Source organism: Streptomyces arenae, from assembly GCF_022343545.1.
In the GTDB taxonomy this organism is placed as follows: domain Bacteria; phylum Actinomycetota; class Actinomycetes; order Streptomycetales; family Streptomycetaceae; genus Streptomyces; species Streptomyces humi.
The window spans coordinates 26,988-43,414 of record NZ_JAKQYH010000078.1 but is presented as its reverse complement, the minus strand read 5'-3'; the positions used below and the strand labels follow the sequence as shown (position 1 = coordinate 43,414).

The 16,427-nt window shown below is 69.9% G+C and carries 16 protein-coding genes; 12 read left to right on the top strand and 4 right to left on the bottom strand.

Features of this window, described 5'->3' with window-relative positions:
• Window position 1 precedes the first annotated feature (1 nt).
• The 6 genes from MB828_RS38015 to MB828_RS37990 all read left to right on the top strand — a co-directional run bounded on the left by MB828_RS38015 (window position 2) and on the right by MB828_RS37990 (window position 3,624).
• Window positions 2–799 carry a type III pantothenate kinase gene (locus MB828_RS38015; RefSeq protein WP_046730883.1) on the top strand — a complete coding sequence of 266 codons (798 nt, stop codon included), beginning with the start codon at window positions 2–4 and terminating at the stop codon, window positions 797–799.
• Window positions 800–932: 133 nt separating this feature from the next.
• Window positions 933–1,550 carry a hypothetical protein gene (locus MB828_RS38010; protein WP_301652179.1) on the top strand — a complete coding sequence of 206 codons (618 nt, stop codon included), beginning with the start codon at window positions 933–935 and terminating at the stop codon, window positions 1,548–1,550.
• Between the two features lie 177 nt (window positions 1,551–1,727).
• Window positions 1,728–1,910: a hypothetical protein gene (locus tag MB828_RS38005; RefSeq protein ID WP_133023261.1), complete on the top strand. Its 183-nt coding sequence runs from the start codon at window positions 1,728–1,730 to the stop codon at window positions 1,908–1,910.
• Window positions 1,911–2,089: 179 nt separating this feature from the next.
• A complete protein-coding gene (locus MB828_RS38000) occupies window positions 2,090–2,503 on the top strand; it encodes a BlaI/MecI/CopY family transcriptional regulator (RefSeq protein ID WP_430381491.1) in 414 nt (137 codons plus the stop codon).
• Between the two features lie 9 nt (window positions 2,504–2,512).
• Window positions 2,513–3,046, top strand: coding sequence for an amino-acid N-acetyltransferase (locus MB828_RS37995; RefSeq protein ID WP_133023259.1), 534 nt, complete (start codon window positions 2,513–2,515; stop codon window positions 3,044–3,046).
• Between the two features lie 242 nt (window positions 3,047–3,288).
• The gene (locus MB828_RS37990) at window positions 3,289–3,624 is read left to right on the top strand and encodes a histone-like nucleoid-structuring protein Lsr2 (RefSeq protein ID WP_046730878.1); all 336 of its coding nucleotides are present in this window, start codon (window positions 3,289–3,291) and stop codon (window positions 3,622–3,624) included.
• On the opposite strand, the gene MB828_RS37985 is transcribed toward MB828_RS37990, so the two are convergent.
• On the bottom strand, window positions 3,603–4,220 hold the full coding sequence (locus MB828_RS37985) for an SCO3374 family protein (protein ID WP_301652140.1): 618 nt from the start codon (window positions 4,218–4,220) through the stop codon (window positions 3,603–3,605). The two genes, MB828_RS37990 and MB828_RS37985, sit on opposite strands and share 22 nt — an antisense overlap.
• 429 nt (window positions 4,221–4,649) lie before the next feature.
• On the opposite strand from MB828_RS37985, the gene MB828_RS37980 reads away from it, so the two are divergent.
• A complete protein-coding gene (locus tag MB828_RS37980) occupies window positions 4,650–7,175 on the top strand; it encodes an ATP-dependent Clp protease ATP-binding subunit (protein ID WP_132889358.1) in 2,526 nt (841 codons plus the stop codon).
• Window positions 7,176–7,238: 63 nt separating this feature from the next.
• Here the strand turns inward: MB828_RS37980 and MB828_RS37975 are convergent, their stop codons facing one another.
• Both MB828_RS37975 and MB828_RS37970 read right to left on the bottom strand, forming a co-directional pair.
• On the bottom strand, window positions 7,239–10,289 hold the full coding sequence (locus MB828_RS37975) for an NACHT domain-containing protein (RefSeq protein WP_301652139.1): 3,051 nt from the start codon (window positions 10,287–10,289) through the stop codon (window positions 7,239–7,241).
• Window positions 10,290–10,336: 47 nt separating this feature from the next.
• Window positions 10,337–10,984 (bottom strand): HAD family acid phosphatase, encoded by a 648-nt coding sequence (locus MB828_RS37970; RefSeq protein ID WP_301652138.1) that lies wholly within the window; start codon window positions 10,982–10,984, stop codon window positions 10,337–10,339.
• A 521-nt stretch (window positions 10,985–11,505) separates the two neighbouring features.
• Between MB828_RS37970 and MB828_RS37965 the strand changes: the two genes are divergently transcribed.
• Entirely contained in the window at window positions 11,506–12,057 is a 552-nt protein-coding gene (locus tag MB828_RS37965; protein ID WP_133023255.1) for a M23 family metallopeptidase, read from the top strand.
• On the opposite strand, the gene MB828_RS37960 is transcribed toward MB828_RS37965, so the two are convergent.
• Window positions 12,054–12,653, bottom strand: coding sequence for a TetR/AcrR family transcriptional regulator (locus tag MB828_RS37960; protein ID WP_133023254.1), 600 nt, complete (start codon window positions 12,651–12,653; stop codon window positions 12,054–12,056). The genes MB828_RS37965 and MB828_RS37960 overlap by 4 nt on opposite strands.
• Before the next feature lie 170 nt (window positions 12,654–12,823).
• On the opposite strand from MB828_RS37960, the gene MB828_RS37955 reads away from it, so the two are divergent.
• The 4 genes from MB828_RS37955 (at window position 12,824) to MB828_RS37940 (ending at window position 16,389) form a co-directional block, all read left to right on the top strand.
• Window positions 12,824–14,431 (top strand): MDR family MFS transporter, encoded by a 1,608-nt coding sequence (locus tag MB828_RS37955; RefSeq protein ID WP_301652137.1) that lies wholly within the window; start codon window positions 12,824–12,826, stop codon window positions 14,429–14,431.
• A gap of 127 nt (window positions 14,432–14,558) precedes the next feature.
• Window positions 14,559–15,059, top strand: a complete 501-nt coding sequence (locus MB828_RS37950; RefSeq protein WP_133023252.1) for a helix-turn-helix transcriptional regulator — start codon at window positions 14,559–14,561, stop codon at window positions 15,057–15,059.
• On the top strand, window positions 15,056–15,487 hold the full coding sequence (locus MB828_RS37945) for a VOC family protein (protein WP_301652136.1): 432 nt from the start codon (window positions 15,056–15,058) through the stop codon (window positions 15,485–15,487). The genes MB828_RS37950 and MB828_RS37945 overlap by 4 nt, the downstream gene beginning before the upstream one ends.
• Window positions 15,488–15,489: 2 nt before the next feature.
• Complete coding sequence (locus MB828_RS37940; RefSeq protein ID WP_301652135.1) at window positions 15,490–16,389, top strand: class I SAM-dependent methyltransferase; 900 nt, start codon at window positions 15,490–15,492, stop codon at window positions 16,387–16,389.
• The last annotated feature ends 38 nt before the right edge of the window (window positions 16,390–16,427 follow it).

Below are 16,427 nucleotides of genomic sequence, written 5' to 3'. Positions count from 1 at the left end.
CATGCTCCTCACGATCGACGTCGGCAACACGCACACCGTCCTCGGCCTCTTCGACGGCGAGGACATCGTCGAGCACTGGCGCATCTCCACGGACGCGCGCCGTACCGCCGACGAGCTGGCGGTGCTCCTCCAGGGCCTGATGGGCATGCACCCGCTCCTCGGCGACGAGCTGGGCGACGGCATCGACGGGATCGCGATCTGCGCGACCGTGCCGTCCGTCCTGCACGAGCTGCGTGAGGTCACCCGGCGGTACTACGGCGACGTGCCGGCGGTTCTCGTGGAGCCGGGGGTGAAGACCGGTGTGCCGGTCCTGACCGACAACCCCAAGGAGGTGGGCGCGGACCGGATCATCAACGCCGTCGCGGCCGTCGAGCTCTTCGGGGGACCGGCGATCGTCGTCGACTTCGGTACGGCGACCACCTTCGACGCGGTGTCCGCGCGCGGGGAGTACGTCGGAGGCGTGATCGCGCCCGGCATCGAGATCTCCGTGGAGGCGCTGGGCGTCAAGGGCGCGCAGCTGCGCAAGATCGAGGTGGCCCGGCCGCGGAGCGTGATCGGGAAGAACACGGTGGAGGCCATGCAGGCGGGCATCGTGTACGGGTTCGCCGGACAGGTCGACGGGGTGGTCGGCCGGATGGCACGGGAACTGGCGGACGACCCGGACGACGTGACGGTGATCGCGACCGGTGGGCTGGCTCCGATGGTGCTGGGCGAGTCCTCGGTGATCGACGAGCACGAGCCCTGGCTGACCCTGGTGGGACTGCGGCTGGTGTACGAGCGGAACGTGTCGCGGATGTGAGACGCGGGCGGGTTGGCGGTGAGCGCCGTCCAGGTGGGTGGCCCTCCCGCGCCACACCCGCACCGTATGTCGAGTTTGTCTGATTTACGCGTATCTTCGGTCCATGCCCACGCCCTATGGATCCCGCGGCGGCATGGCGTTCGGTGCGGAGGAGCTGCGTGTGCTCCGCCGTGCTCTCGCCCTCGCCCTTCACCCCGGTCCCGCCTCCGCCGACGACATCAAGCACTGTCATCGGCTCGCCGAGTCGCTCGACGAGGCGACGCGTGAGGCGGCCCGGCTGCGAGCCTTCCTGGTGGCCGATCTCGCCCGGTACCGGGCCGCCCTGCCGGGGACCGTCACCGGCTACCTGGCCCTCCTGGAGGAGGCGCTCGGTGCCGGGCACCGGCCCACGCCGGACGATCTCGCCGCGCTGCGGGCGCTGCGCGGGAACCCCGGCGCCGCCGCGCTGCTGGCCCGGTGCCAGGACCTCGCCGAGCGCGATGTGCGGGCCCGGCTCGCGCAGGGTGCCCGCAGGGTGCCGGCGCCCGCCGTTCCGGCCTCCAGGGCCCGTCTGACGGCCCTGCCGGGCGGTGTGGCCGAGGAGCCGGAGCGCAAGCCCAAGGAGAAGCCCGCCGAGCGGCCCGCCCCCCGGCCCGCGGCCCCCGAGCCGGCCACGCCGAAGCGCCCCATCCCCACCCCGGGCGAGGTCTTCCCCCGCCGCCGCCCCACCCCGCCACCCGCCGGCCCCCCGCAGCAGCTCGCCGCAGGCTGAACCACCGGCTGAACCACCGACCGAGAGACCGCGCGAGCGGGCAGTGGCGGGGTGGAGGCCGCGGCGAGACCGGCCCGGGGCTGCGTGCGCAAGGCGAAGGGGCAGCTCGGGAGTGTTGCGGCGCGGTTTGCCCACCCCGCCCCTTTCGCCCGGTGTCCCGTGGCTACTCTGGACCCCATGGAATACGCCGCCGCGCTGCTGCCTCCGGTCGTCATGGCCATCTTCTTCATCGGCCTGGTCCGGGTGATCGTGAAGACCCAGGGGGGCGCCGCCAAGGCCAAGGAGGACGCGGCCGTCGACGCCGCCTTCGCCCACGCGGAGGGCGTCCGCCGGGCCGCCGCGCCGAAGAGCGACGCCTGAGCCTCCGGCCGACGCCGACCCGCACCTCCCCCGGCCCGCTCACCTGGGTTTCTGGGCCGTCGTACGCCCTTTTTGCCCGTGTTTGTTGGCGAAAGCGCACGTCCGGCACGCCATTGGCGGGATCTCCCACTATTGTCTGAGCTGTGCCTCGCCCATTGGGAGAACTCGAAGACGCGGTCATGACGCGGGTGTGGAAGTGGAACCGCCCGGTGACCGTTCGGGAAGTCCTGGAAGACCTTCAGCAGGAACGGTCCATCGCGTACACCACCGTGATGACCGTTCTGGACAATCTCCATCAGAAGGGCTGGGTCCGCCGGGAGGCCGAAGGCCGCGCCTATCGATATGAGGCCGTCTCCACCCGGGCCGCCTACGCCGCCGCTCTGATGAACGACGCCTGGTCACAGAGCGACAACCCGGCCGCCGCTCTCGTCGCCTTCTTCGGGATGATGAGCGACGAACAGCGCCAGGCTCTGCGCGACGCCGTGCGGATCGTGCAGGGACCGGATAGGCCGGAAGAGCCCGAAGAACGCCGGGACCGGCCGGTCCGCCAAGAGGAGAACCCCGGCTCGGTGGTGGACCACGGCGGGCGATAGCGTCCGCTCATGTCAGCGATGCGCCCCGAAGTCACCGCAAAAGCCATCACCGTCAGGCGGGCCAGGACCAGCGATGTCCAGGCGGTGCGCCGCCTCCTTGACGCGTACGTCCGCGACCGCATCCTGCTCGACAAAGCCACGGTGACGCTTTACGAGGACATCCAGGAGTTCTGGGTCGCGGAACGCGACGACAACGCCGAGGTCGTCGGCTGCGGCGCACTGCACGTGATGTGGGAAGACCTCGCCGAAGTGCGCACTCTCGCGGTGAAGCCGGGCCTCAAGGGCGCCGGTGTCGGTCATCAGTTGCTGGAGAAGTTGGTGGAGACCGCGCGTTGGCTCGGTGTTCGCCGCGTTTTCTGTCTGACCTTCGAAGTCGAGTTCTTCGGGAAGCACGGCTTCGTGGAGATCGGCGAGACGCCCGTGGACACCGATGTCTACGCGGAGCTGTTGCGTTCCTATGACGAGGGCGTCGCGGAGTTCCTCGGACTCGAACGAGTGAAACCGAACACCTTGGGCAACAGCCGGATGCTTCTGCATCTGTGATCGCCGAGAGGGCGGGAGATCGATCCGCTATTCCGGGCCCCCGTCTTCCCCCGGTGCCCTATGTCCGAAACGCGCATGTTTCCGGGTGGGAGCGGGCCCCTCGGTCTCTCCCAGGGGTTTGTGTTTTCTCCGCAAAAGCGGTTTGCTTTCCGACGTACTGCAGTACTGCATATAACAGGGGGCGGCGTAACGGCGGACGCCGCGGACCCCCGGCCCTCAAGTTTTCGATGAAAGGAAATCCGGTGGCACAGAAGGTTCAGGTCCTTCTTGTCGACGACCTCGACGGCGGCGAGGCGGACGAGACCGTGACGTTCGCGCTGGACGGCAAGACTTACGAGATCGACCTCACGACCGCCAATGCGGACAAGCTGCGCGGTCTTCTCGACCCCTATGTCAAGGGCGGCCGGCGTACCGGTGGCCGTGCCTCGGGCGGACGCGGAAAGGCCCGTGCGGCTTCCGGCGGCAGCCAGGACACCGCGCAGATTCGCGCCTGGGCCAAGGAGAACGGCTACGAGGTCAACGACCGCGGCCGTGTTCCCGCGACCATTCGGCAGGCCTACGAGGACGCCAACGCCTGACGGCTCCCCGGCCCGCGGTCCGCGCGCCGCAGCCGGATGCGGTGGCACTCGGTGGCCACCGTGTCCACCAGTCGTACGAGATCGGGGGCGCCCCCACCGCCCCCCACGGCCGACAGCGTCGGCAGCGAGATTTCGACCTCGCGCCCCGGCTCGGGGGGCCGCAACCAGACGGCGGCCCCCTGTGCGGGCTGCGCCTCCCCCCACGAGGTCCCCTCGGCCCGCCCCGGCCGCGCCGGAGCCTCCGTCCGGCCCCCGGCGCCCAGCGCCCGCAGGTCGAGGCCCGGCACGCCCCACTCCAGCCAGTCCAGCAGCCCGGGCAGCTCCTCCGCGCTGCCCGCGGCCACCAGCAGCCGCATCCGGTCGCCCTGGAGCGCCACCGGAGAGCCCGGCAGCAGATGCCTGAGCGCCTTCGCGCCCGCCCCGGCCGGCACGTCCAGCACGTCGAAACGCACGCCCGTGACCAGCCGCAGCGGCTCGCCGGGCGGCGCGGGCACTGTCGGCCACCCCAGATCGTTCTCGTACCAGTGCCGTACGGGATCGAGAGGACGACGGGGGTGAGGGACCGTGGAAGCAGCCAGGGGAGCCGAGCCAGCCATGCACCTGAAACCGCCGGAAACCCGCGCGGGTTACGCTGAGTGCGCGTGCGACCGCGCAGAGTCCCGGAAAGGGCGGCCCTCGGGGGTCCGGAGGGACGCAAGGTTGTTCGCCCATAGCGGAGGGACCGGGGGCTCACGGCATGGACTGTCCGTCGCAGCGGGTAAGACATCCCTAGTGGGAGGGGGCGACACACATGCGAGGCCGTCTCACGTTCGCCACGGGCGTACTGGCGGAAGGGGTAACTGCCTGGCCTGCGGGAACATCGTCTCGCACCATCGGGTTGGAGCAGATGTCGGCGTTCGGGGTCAGGAGGCCATCGACGGTGTCGGCAGTTGGAATGAGCGGTCCCCGCTTGCGGGACTAAGCTGCGGAAGGACAGGGAGGGGAAGTTCCCCCCACTGCCTGACCGCTCTGAGGAGCGATTAACGATGTTCGAGAGGTTCACCGACCGCGCGCGGCGGGTTGTCGTCCTGGCTCAGGAAGAAGCCCGGATGCTCAACCACAACTACATCGGCACCGAGCACATCCTCCTGGGCCTGATCCACGAGGGTGAGGGTGTCGCCGCCAAGGCCCTTGAGAGCCTCGGGATTTCGCTCGAGGCGGTCCGCCAGCAGGTGGAGGAGATCATCGGCCAGGGCCAGCAGGCCCCGTCCGGGCACATCCCCTTCACCCCCCGTGCCAAGAAGGTCCTGGAGCTGTCGCTCCGCGAGGCCCTTCAGCTGGGCCACAACTACATCGGCACGGAGCACATCCTGCTCGGCCTGATCCGTGAGGGCGAGGGCGTCGCCGCCCAGGTCCTGGTCAAGCTGGGCGCTGATCTCAACCGGGTGCGGCAGCAGGTCATCCAGCTGCTCTCCGGTTACCAGGGCAAGGAGACCGCCACCGCCGGCGGCCCTGCCGAGGGCACCCCCTCGACGTCCCTGGTCCTCGACCAGTTCGGCCGGAACCTCACCCAGGCCGCTCGTGAGTCCAAGCTCGACCCGGTCATCGGGCGCGAGAAGGAGATCGAGCGGGTCATGCAGGTGCTGTCCCGCCGTACCAAGAACAACCCGGTCCTGATCGGTGAGCCCGGCGTCGGCAAGACCGCCGTCGTCGAGGGCCTCGCCCAGGCCATCGTCAAGGGCGAGGTGCCCGAGACCCTCAAGGACAAGCACCTCTACACCCTGGACCTCGGCGCCCTGGTCGCCGGCTCCCGCTACCGCGGTGACTTCGAGGAGCGCCTGAAGAAGGTGCTCAAGGAGATCCGCACCCGCGGCGACATCATCCTGTTCATCGACGAGCTCCACACGCTGGTCGGTGCGGGTGCCGCCGAGGGCGCCATCGACGCGGCCTCCATCCTGAAGCCGATGCTGGCCCGCGGTGAGCTGCAGACCATCGGTGCCACCACCCTGGACGAGTACCGCAAGCACCTGGAGAAGGACGCGGCCCTGGAGCGCCGCTTCCAGCCCATCCAGGTCGCCGAGCCGTCCCTGCCGCACACGATCGAGATCCTCAAGGGTCTGCGTGACCGGTACGAGGCCCACCACCGGGTCTCCATCACGGACGAGGCGCTGGTCCAGGCGGCCACCCTGGCCGACCGCTACATCTCGGACCGCTTCCTGCCGGACAAGGCGATCGACCTGATCGACGAGGCGGGTTCCCGGATGCGCATCCGCCGGATGACCGCGCCGCCGGACCTGCGCGAGTTCGACGAGAAGATCGCCGCCGTCCGCCGGGACAAGGAGTCCGCGATCGACTCGCAGGACTTCGAGAAGGCCGCCTCCCTCCGCGACAAGGAGAAGCAGCTCCTGGCCGCCAAGGCCAAGCGGGAGAAGGAGTGGAAGGCCGGCGACATGGACGTCGTCGCCGAGGTCGACGGCGAGCTGATCGCCGAGGTCCTCGCCACGGCCACCGGCATCCCGGTCTTCAAGCTCACGGAGGAGGAGTCGTCCCGCCTGCTGCGCATGGAGGACGAGCTCCACAAGCGGGTCATCGGCCAGGTCGACGCCGTCAAGGCGCTGTCGAAGGCGATCCGCCGTACGCGTGCCGGTCTGAAGGACCCGAAGCGCCCCGGTGGCTCGTTCATCTTCGCCGGCCCGTCCGGTGTCGGTAAGACCGAGCTGTCCAAGGCCCTCGCCGAGTTCCTCTTCGGTGACGAGGACGCGCTGATCTCCCTCGACATGTCGGAGTTCAGCGAGAAGCACACGGTGTCGCGTCTCTTCGGTTCGCCCCCCGGATACGTGGGCTACGAAGAGGGCGGCCAGCTGACCGAGAAGGTCCGCCGCAAGCCGTTCTCCGTCGTCCTCTTCGACGAGGTCGAGAAGGCCCACCCGGACATCTTCAACAGCCTGCTGCAGATCCTGGAGGACGGTCGCCTGACCGACTCCCAGGGCCGGGTCGTGGACTTCAAGAACACGGTCATCATCATGACGACCAACCTCGGCACCCGGGACATCTCCAAGGGCTTCAACCTGGGCTTCGCGGCCTCGGGTGACACGAAGACCAACTACGAGCGCATGAAGAACAAGGTCCAGGACGAGCTCAAGCAGCACTTCCGGCCCGAGTTCCTCAACCGCGTCGACGACGTGGTCGTCTTCCCGCAGCTGACGCAGGAGGACATCCTGCGGATCGTCGACCTGATGATCAGCAAGGTGGACGAGCGCCTGAAGGACCGGGACATGGGCATCGAGCTCTCCCAGTCCGCCAAGGAGCTGCTGTCCAAGAAGGGCTACGACCCGGTGCTGGGCGCGCGTCCGCTGCGTCGCACGATCCAGCGCGAGGTCGAGGACACGCTCTCGGAGAAGATTCTCTTCGGCGAGCTGCGTCCCGGCCACATCGTGGTCGTCGACACGGAGGGCGAGGGCGACACCGCGACCTTCACCTTCCGCGGCGAGGAGAAGTCGGCCCTCCCCGACGTCCCGCCGATCGAGCAGGCGGCCGGCGGAGCCGGCCCGAACCTGAGCAAGGAGGCGTAACCCTTCGGGGATTCGCCGAGTGAGGGGCCGGTGCTTTTCGGAGCACCGGCCCTTCTCGCGTTCTCAGAGCTGGTACATGGTGACGGCGGCGTTCGGGAAGACGGGCGTGTAGCGGTCGGCCGGGAGGTTCTTGTGGGGAAGGCCGTGGAGGATCACCCGTTGAAGACCCGGTAGCCGGGAAGCCAACGTGGAGAGGTCCTCGTGTCCGTTCAGGGGGGTGATGGAGAGAACTTTGATTCCCGGCAACTCGGGCATGGCCTCGATGAAGTCCGGCGATTCCCTGATCAGTTTCGCGTTGAAGGTCATACCGGCCAGCAGGGGGAGCTCGACGACGGCTTGCCAGTCGGCGGCCGTCAGTGCCGAGGTGAGCGGGGAGAGGCTGAGCTGCCTGAGACTCGTCCAGTGCTGTAGCCCGCGCAGGCCGGTGCGATTCGTGCTGGTGCCGCCCAGGAGCAGGGACTGCAAGGGGGCGTCGAGTGGCAGCACGTCGGTGAGGCTGTCGCCGGGGAGTTCCTGGTTGTGCAAGAAGAGAGATTCAAGGGTGCGCAGCGATCCGAGACCGGTCAGATCCGCGATCTCCCCGCAGTCGAGATAGGTGAGAGGAAGTTCCGCGAGGCCGGCCAGACCATGTGCGGCCGGGCACTTGAAGAGCGTGAGGGCGTCGAGGGAACCGAACGGCAGGAGGACACTCAGGTCGGAGAGCAGAGGGTTGTCCCTCAGGTTGAGCGCGGTCACCGCCTCAGGTGCCGGGACCGCGGCCACGATCTCCTCGCCCCGGTGCTCACCGCGGAATTCCAGGCGTCGCCAAGGCCGCATCCCGGCAAGTGCCCCCAGTTGTCCGGCCGACTCGCAGGTGAGGGAGAGATCCTCGCGGTTCAGGTGGTCCAGCACCTCCCTCGCGTACTCCTCGGTCTCGAACCGCCCCCAGGTACCCACGAGTTGGCGCCGTACGTCCAGGTCCGGATGGTCCCGGAACCGTCGCAGGACCCCTACCGCCCCTGCCGGTTCCTCCGCCCCCAATATCGACGCCGTGACCGTGACTCCCCGGGCCTCCTCGTCGCTCAGCCCCTCCGGCCCCGGCAGCAGTTCCAGCACCAGGGGGCCGGCCTCCGCGAGGAGCTTCGCGTCCTCCGTCGTGCGCGGCGGAATCAGCGCCGCCGCCCGCTGCTCCACCTCCGCCCGCACCCCCGGATCCAACGCCGTCGCGTGCTCCAGGCAGGCCAGCGCCAGCAGGGTCAGCCGAGGGGTGTCGTGGCTGAGCAACCGTCGTAGCAGTGAGACGCGTTCCCGGGACCGGGCGTGGGCCACCGCCATGCGGATCACGTCCTCCCACTGGGTGTCGGCCGCGTGGCTCGCGAGGACGTCCAGGTGGCCCTCCTCCACCGCGCACCGCGCGCCCAGATAGTCCTGGAAGGTGCGGTGCACGAAGTCCAGGACACCGTCGGCCGGCTGGCGGACCAGGCCGCTGCGCAGCAACAGGGTGCGGAGGACGGTCGACGCGTCCGAGCTGAGCGCCAGCGACGGCAGGCAGCGCTCCACGATCCCCTCGGCCGCCTCCAGGTCCATCTCGGTACGGCCGCTCAACACCAGCGCGTAGGAGAGGCGTTGCAGCAGCTCCAGCTGTACCTCCTCGCTCAGCTCCACCTCGTCCACCACTCCCATGCCCCGCTCCCGGTCCCGGCGGGCCAGCAGCATCGCGAGGGCAGCGTCGTACAGCTCCTTGCGGCCGGTGGGGAGATAACCGCGACGCTCCCGGTGCAGGGCGCAGATCAAACCGCACATCAGGGGATTGGTGGCGAGGCGGGCCAGGTCGCGTTTGGTGCGCAGGGCGTCGAGAAGAGGACCCTGGAACTGCGGGGCCTGAGCCGCCGTGTGCCAGCGCTCCACGAAGGTCGCGACGTCCGGGCGGCGCATGGGGGCCAGCGTGAGTTCGCGGAAGCCCTCGGCGGCGAGCCAGTCGGGGCGCACGGCGGTGGGACGTGAGGTCAGCATCCAGCGGTTGCCCGGGAACGCCCGGATCAGGGCGAGCAGCCAGTCGCGGGTGCGGTGGCGGTCGGCCGCCGGGATCTCGTCGAGGCCGTCGACCAGGACCAGGCCCCGGCCGGCTGCCAGGACGCGTTCCGTCCAGCCCTCGGGGGGCGTGAGCGGGCAGCTGACGGCGGTCAGGAAGGCGGCCGGGGTGGGCAGTGCGCCCGCGCGTATCAGGGTGCGCAGGGGGAGGACGTACGGGATGCGCTCGCCGGTGCGCGCGGTGGTCACCGCGAGCCACTGGACCAGCGTGGTCTTGCCGGAACCAGCGTCACCGCGCAGCAGCACCCGGTCATGGCCGTGCATGGCCTCCTCGGCCGGCAGCTGGACGGTGACGGGTGTGAGGTGTTCGGCCTCCGGCCGGTCGGCGGCCTTCTCGGCGGTCGTCGCCTCCAGGCTCAGGTAGGCCACCTCGAGGGGCCAGCGGTCCGGGGAGTCGCGCAGGTCGATGCCGTAGATGGTGATGTGGTTGTGGTGTTCGGCGACGTGCGGGAGATAGCGGCGCTCGAAGGCCGTGTCACGGGCGTCGGGCCGGGGGACGCGGGCGATCAGCTCGTCGGTCTTGGCGATCAGTTCCGCCTGGGCCCGGCTCTGTTCCACCAGCGTGCGCGCCACGAAGGTGGAGCGGCGGGTGAAGAACTCCAGGATCTGGAGGCAGGCCCATGCGGTCGCGGAGTCGAGGAAGAGGACGGCGTCGGAGGAGAGGCCGTCGGGTGCGGGGGCCGCGTGCTCGAGTTTCGCGGCCAGTTCGCGGTGGCCCAGCCGGACGGCCTGGACGTCGTCCATGTCGAGATCGCCGAGGGCGAGCAGTCTGCGGGCCAGCGCGTCGGCGACCGCGATCTGTTCCCCGCCCCGGAAGGGCGGCTCACCGGGCGAGTCGACCGCCTGCCGGACCAGGTGCTCGGCGAGCTTGTGCACGTCCTTCTCGACCAGTGCGCGCTTCTCGCCCCTGAAGGACACCAGGCTCCTCAGCCGCACCGGCCGGTCCACCAGTCCCGCGCCCGGTCCGTCCGGCACGAACAGCTTCTTCAGCAGCGGGCCCATCAGGCTCGACGCCAGCTTGCCGCCCAGTACCGTCGGCTCCATCCGCCACCCCCGTGCGTCTCTGCGAACGGATGGAGCCTAGCGGCGGACTACGACAACTGGCCGTCGTAGTCCGGGAGCTTGAACGTCCGGTCGGCGTGGCCGCCCGAGAGGTCGGTGGCGCTGTTGCCGATGTTGGCGATGATGTCGTAGCCCTTGTTCTCGATGTCCACGCGCTGGGCGGTCTTGTAGGCGGCGACGTCCTTGAAGAGGTCGAGGAGACCGCGGACGTAGAGGCCGGAGACGTCGTAGCCGTCGTGTTCGAGGTTGTACTCGGTGGGCAGGTAGAGGATCCCCGGGCGGGCCGTCACGAAGAACAGGGAGACGCCGTGCTCCTGGGCGTACTCGGCCACGTCCAGGACCGGCTTGTTGGCCGGCTGGGGCCAGCTGAAGCCGAAGTCGGTCTCCAGCGTGGTGTTGTCGATGTCGAAGACGATCGCCTGCTTCTCGCCCGGCTTCGCGGCGGCGACACGGCTCTTCAGGTACGGCAGGGCCTGGTCCATCACGGACTGGCAGTCCTGCTGCCAGGTCGCGTAGTCGACCGTGGTGGCGGCGCTCTCCGTCGCGGCCTGAGCTGTCGCGGCCTGTGCTGTCGCGGCCTGTGCTGTCGCGGCCTGGGCCGGCGCGGCCGCCCCGGCGAGCGCGGCCACGGCGACGGCGGTGACGGATATGCGGTGGAGCCAGGTGCCTGGGGTCATCGGTGGGGGTGTCCTCTCACGTCCACGACTGTCAGGGGCATGATGAGCGGGGCAGGTGGCGCGAGGGGAACCGTAGGGTTACCGGTGGGTAGGTGGCTAGAGGTGTGCACCAGGAGTCGCCGCCGGCTTTCCGGCCGCGTCCGTGAAACCCGCGAATGGCGCTGGTCGGGCGGGAGTAGTGCCCGTCACATTTCCGCGGGTGCGGACCCCGGCGGCCGGTGACATAGCGCACGGGCGAAATGTCGGGTACTAGCTGAGATAGTGGGACCTATAGGGCGGGTAAAGGGGAAATTCCGCCCGAAAGCCCGGGAGAGGCGACGACGTGGGGGCCCGGTTTCCCGGCCCGGCCGCTCTGTCAAGAAACGGTCAATTCCGGCGCCGGATACTAGGGGGAGTCGTAGCCGGGACGTTTGAGCGCGGACCGGCCTCCGGGTTACCAAGGGATGCCCCACCCGGAGCGCGGCCGCCCTGAGCGCCGGTGCGCCGGTGGGACCCCCTGTCGCCTACCCCACGAGGTTCCGATGTCCCTGTGCGCCACTCTCCGTGCCCCCCGTATGTCCTCGCTCCGCAAGCGTGCCGCCGTGCTGGCCGCCGGTGTCGGAGTGACGGCAGTCGTGGGGTCGGGGGTCGCGTCGGCGGCCACCTCCAGCGCCGCCGCCTGGGTCGACCCGGTGAAGAAGTACACCCTCTCCGCCAGCTTCGCCCAGTCCGGCAGCCTGTGGAGCGCCAAGCACAGCGGCCAGGACTTCGCCGTGCCGACCGGTACCGAGGTCGTCGCCGCGCACGGCGGCACCGTCGTCAAGACCGGCGGCAACGGCGCCGGTGACGGTCCCGCGTACGGCAACGCCATCGTCATCAAGCACGCCGACGGCCAGTACTCGCAGTACGCGCACCTGTCGCGGGTCGACGTCCGGGTCGGGCAGGTCGTGAAGACCGGTCAGCACATAGCCCTGTCCGGCAGCACCGGCAACTCCACCGGCCCGCACTTGCACTTCGAGATCCGCACCACCCCGAACTACGGCTCCGCCGTCGACCCGGTCGCCTTCCTGCGCGCCAAGGGCGTGACCGTCTAAGCGGGCCGGTCCGACCCCTGGTGGGCCTGGGTCACCAGGTCCAGGGCGACTTCCAGAACGGCTTCCTGCTTCTTCTGGAGGTCGCCTTCGATGTCCTGCATCACGAACATCCCGGCGTGCAGCGTGAACATCGCGCTCACGCAGCGGACTTGGTCGGTCAGCGGTGCGTCCGGGTCCATGAGGATGTCGCGCAGCCCGCGCATGCGGTCCTTGAAGGTGTCGCCGATGCGCAGTTCGCGAACGGTCGCCTGGTTCTCCTGCATGAACCGGAACAGCGGCTCCGCGTCGGTGAGCGCCTTGCTGTAGCGCCGTACGATCTCCTGCTTGGTCTCCAGCGTGTGCGGCTGGCCCTTGCCCCACTCGATCAGGTCGCCGATCGGCCGCGTCAGGTCCTCGAAGACGCTGACCAGGATCTCTTCCTTGGTCTTGAAGTGGTAGTACAGGGCCGCCTTGGTCACGTCGAGGCGCTCGGCGATCTCCCGCAGGGAGGTCTTCTCGTAGCCCTGCTCGGCGAAGAGTTCGAGGGCCACGTCCTGGATGCGCTGACGGGTGTTGCCGCGCCGCTGCTGCTTGGTGCCGTCCATGGTGACGCCCATCCTCTTACTCCTCGCACTCCCGCGAAAACCACCCCGTCGGACGCCGTCGTCCGGCTGCCTGCCTCCCCGGGAAACTTACTTGACGCCCGGCTAGTGACAGGTCTACCTTCCCAGTGTAGTGAACTAGCCGGGCGGCAAGTAAGTACCTGCCGCCAGGGGGAGTGGGAGAGATGGCGGACACCCAGGCGGCCGGCACCGGCCAGGAGACTCCGGGGGCACCGGAAACGGCGGAGCAGCCGGAGAAACAGCCGAAGAGCGTACGGGTCGTACTGCTCGCGCTCATGATCGCGATGATGCTCGCGATGCTCGACAACATGATCGTGGGCACCGCGATGCCGACGATCGTGGGCGAACTGGGCGGTCTCGAGCACCTGTCGTGGGTGGTGACCGGGTACACCCTGGCGACCGCCGCGTCGACCCCGATCTGGGGCAAGCTCGGCGACATGTACGGGCGCAAGGGCGCCTTCATGACCTCCATAGTCATCTTCCTGATCGGCTCCGCGCTCAGCGGCATGGCCCAGAACATGGGCGAGCTGATCGGGTTCCGGGCCGTTCAGGGGCTCGGCGCCGGTGGTCTGATGGTCGGCGTCATGGCGATCATCGGCGACCTGATCCCGCCCCGCGAGCGCGGCAAGTACCAGGGCATGATGGCCGGCGTCATGGCGCTCGCGATGATCGGCGGCCCGCTGGTCGGCGGCACCATCACCGACAACTGGGGCTGGCGCTGGGCCTTCTACATCAACCTGCCGCTCGGCGTCGTCGCGCTGGTCGCCATCAGCGCCGTGCTGCACCTGCCGAGGAAGCGGACCAAGGCCCGCATCGACTACCTCGGGGCCGGCCTGCTGACCCTCGGCATCACCTCGATCGTGCTGGTCACCACCTGGGGCGGCTCGGAGTACGCCTGGACGTCCGCGCGCATCATGGAACTCATCGCCATCGGTGTCGCCGCGCTGGTCGGGTTCGTCTTCTGGCAGACCAAGGCCGCCGAGCCGGTGCTGCCGCTGCACATCTTCCGCAGCCGCAACTTCACCCTGATGTCGATCATCGGCTTCATCGTGGGCTTCGTGATGTTCGGCGCCACGCTCTTCCTGCCGCTGTACCAGCAGTCCGTGCAGGGCGCGTCCGCGACCAACTCCGGTCTGCTGCTGCTCCCGATGCTCGGCGCGATGCTGGTGACCTCGATGGTCGCCGGGCGGGTCACCACCAACACCGGGCGCTACAAGATCTTCCCCCTCGCGGGCGGTGTGCTGCTGGCCGTCGGCATGTACCTGCTGTCCACCATGGACACGGACACCACCCGGTTCACCTCCGGTCTGTTCATGGCCGTCGTCGGCCTCGGCATGGGCTGCCTGATGCAGATCACCATGCTGGTCGCGCAGAACAGCGTGCAGATGAAGGACATGGGCGTCGCGTCCTCCTCCACCACCCTGTTCCGTACGCTCGGGTCCTCCTTCGGCGTCGCCATCATGGGCGCGATCTTCAACGCCCGGGTCAAGGACGTCATGGCCGAGCGCGGCGGCGCGCTGGCGGCCAAGGTCACCGAGAAGTCCGCGTCGCTGGACGCGGCGAGCCTGGCGAAGCTGCCGGCCCCGGTGCGCGACGCGTACCAGCACGCGGTGTCGGCCGGCACGCACTCGGCGTTCCTGCTGGGCGCCGGAGTCGCGGTGGCGGTGCTGGTGGCGGCGGTGTTCGTCAAGGAGGTGCCGCTCAAGGGCGGGCCGCAGAAGGCCGGCGACGCCGACGAGGTGGCGCCGATGCCGGTGGTCGAAGCGGTCTGACGAGGTCGGCCGTCAGGTCTGACGAGGTCGCCTGTCACACGCCGGAGGGCTGGGGAACCAGCCCTCCGGCGTTGTCCGGTTCCGCAGCCCTCCGGCGTTGTCAGTGCCGCGTGCCACCATCGGCCTCATGGACAGACTGCGTCAGCTGCGGCGGGCCAAGGACGCCATGGACCGGGACTGGGCCGACCCGGCCCTGGACCTCGACGCGGTCGCCGCACACGCCGGGTACTCGCGGTACCACTTCGTCCGCGCCTTCAAGGAGGCGTACGGCGAGACGCCCGGCCGGTACCTGACGCACCGCAGGATCGAGCGGGCCGAGGAACTGCTGCGCGCCGCCGACCTCACCGTCACCGAGATCTGCCACCTGGTCGGCTACGACAGCCTCGGCAGCTTCTCGGCGACGTTCAAGGCCCGTACCGGGCTCAGCCCCACCGACTACCGGATCGCACACGTCGGCCGGGGCGCCTCCCTCATCCCCGGCTGCTACGCCCTGCTCTGGGCCGGCGGGTTCCCGGGCAGGAGCGCAATTCCCGAGAAGCGCGCCGGCCGGCCCGCTGCCTACCGTGACGGACAGGAACAGCAGCCGTCCGGCGACAGAGGCCGGGGAAGCGGGAGAGCACAGCCATGATCCAGGGCCTGGCCATCAGCACCGTGTGGACCTTCGACCAGCAGCGCACCAAGGCCTTCTTCACCGAGAAGCTCGGCTTCGAGATCCGCGCCGACCTCGCGATGGGCGACATGCGCTGGATCACCGTCGGCGCCAAGGACCAGCCCGGCGTCGAACTGGCCCTGATGAGTGTGGACGGCCCGGGCCTCGACCTCGAGTCCGCCGAGGCGCTGCGCAGGCTGGTCGCCAAGGGGGCCATCGGTGCGGGCGCGTTCCGTACCGACGACTGCCGGGGCGACTACGAGACGTTCCGGGCCCGGGGCGTCGAGTTCGTCCAGGAGCCCAAGGAGCGGCCGTACGGCATCGAGGCGATCTTCCGCGACGACAACGGCAACTGGTACTCGCTGACCCAGCGCAGCGAAGAGCTCGACTTCTCCAAGGAGTTCTGAGCATGCCGGCTGAGCCGACCCCGGAGCCGACCGTGGAGCGGCCCGCGGACCCGGCCGTGGAGGCCGGGCCCGATCACACCGCCGTCCGCACCGCCCTGTGGCGGGCGCTGCACCTGCACGCCGACGCACCGCCGCACGTCATCGAGGACGAGGTGGGGCTACGGCTGTCCGGCGCCGGTGACGACTGGCGGGCGCGCCCGGACATGGACGTCGGGGCGACCCGGCGCACCCGGGCGTCCATCGTGGCCCGGGCCCGGTTCGTGGAGGACCTGGTGCTGACGGAGGCCGGACGCGGGGTGGACCAGTACGTCGTCCTCGGCGCCGGGCTCGACACGTTCGCGCAGCGCCGGGCGGCCGACGCGGAGGCCGCGGGGCTGCGGGTCTTCGAGGCCGACCGCGCCGGCGCGGTGGAGTGGAAGCGGGGGCGGCTGGCGGAGCTGGGGTACGGCGTGCCCGGCTGGCTGCGGCTGGTGCCGGTGGACTTCGAGGGGGACTGGTGGGGGCAGCTGGTGGCCGCCGGGTTCGATCCCGGCCGGCCGGCCGTGGTCGCGTCCGCCGGGGTCACCATGTATCTCACCGAGGAGGCCCTCGCCGCCACCCTCCGGCGCGTCGCGCGGCTCGCGCCGGGGTCGACGCTGGTCACGACGTTCCTGCGGCCGATCGAGGACGTCGAGCCCGAGCAGCGGGAGCAGCTGCGGGTGGCCCAGCGGGGCGCACGGGCCGCCGGCACGCCCTTCCTCAGCTTCTACACGCCGGAGCGGATCGCCGAGCTGGCCCGCACGGCCGGCTTCCGCCGTACCCGGCACGTCCCGGCGCAGCAACTGACGGCCCGCTGGTTCACCGCCCGCACCGACGGCCTACGCCCTTCCCAAGGCGAGGAACTCCTCCTGGCCCACACCTGAAGGCACCGCCGCCTCAAGCGCCCCGTCAGGGGCGCGGG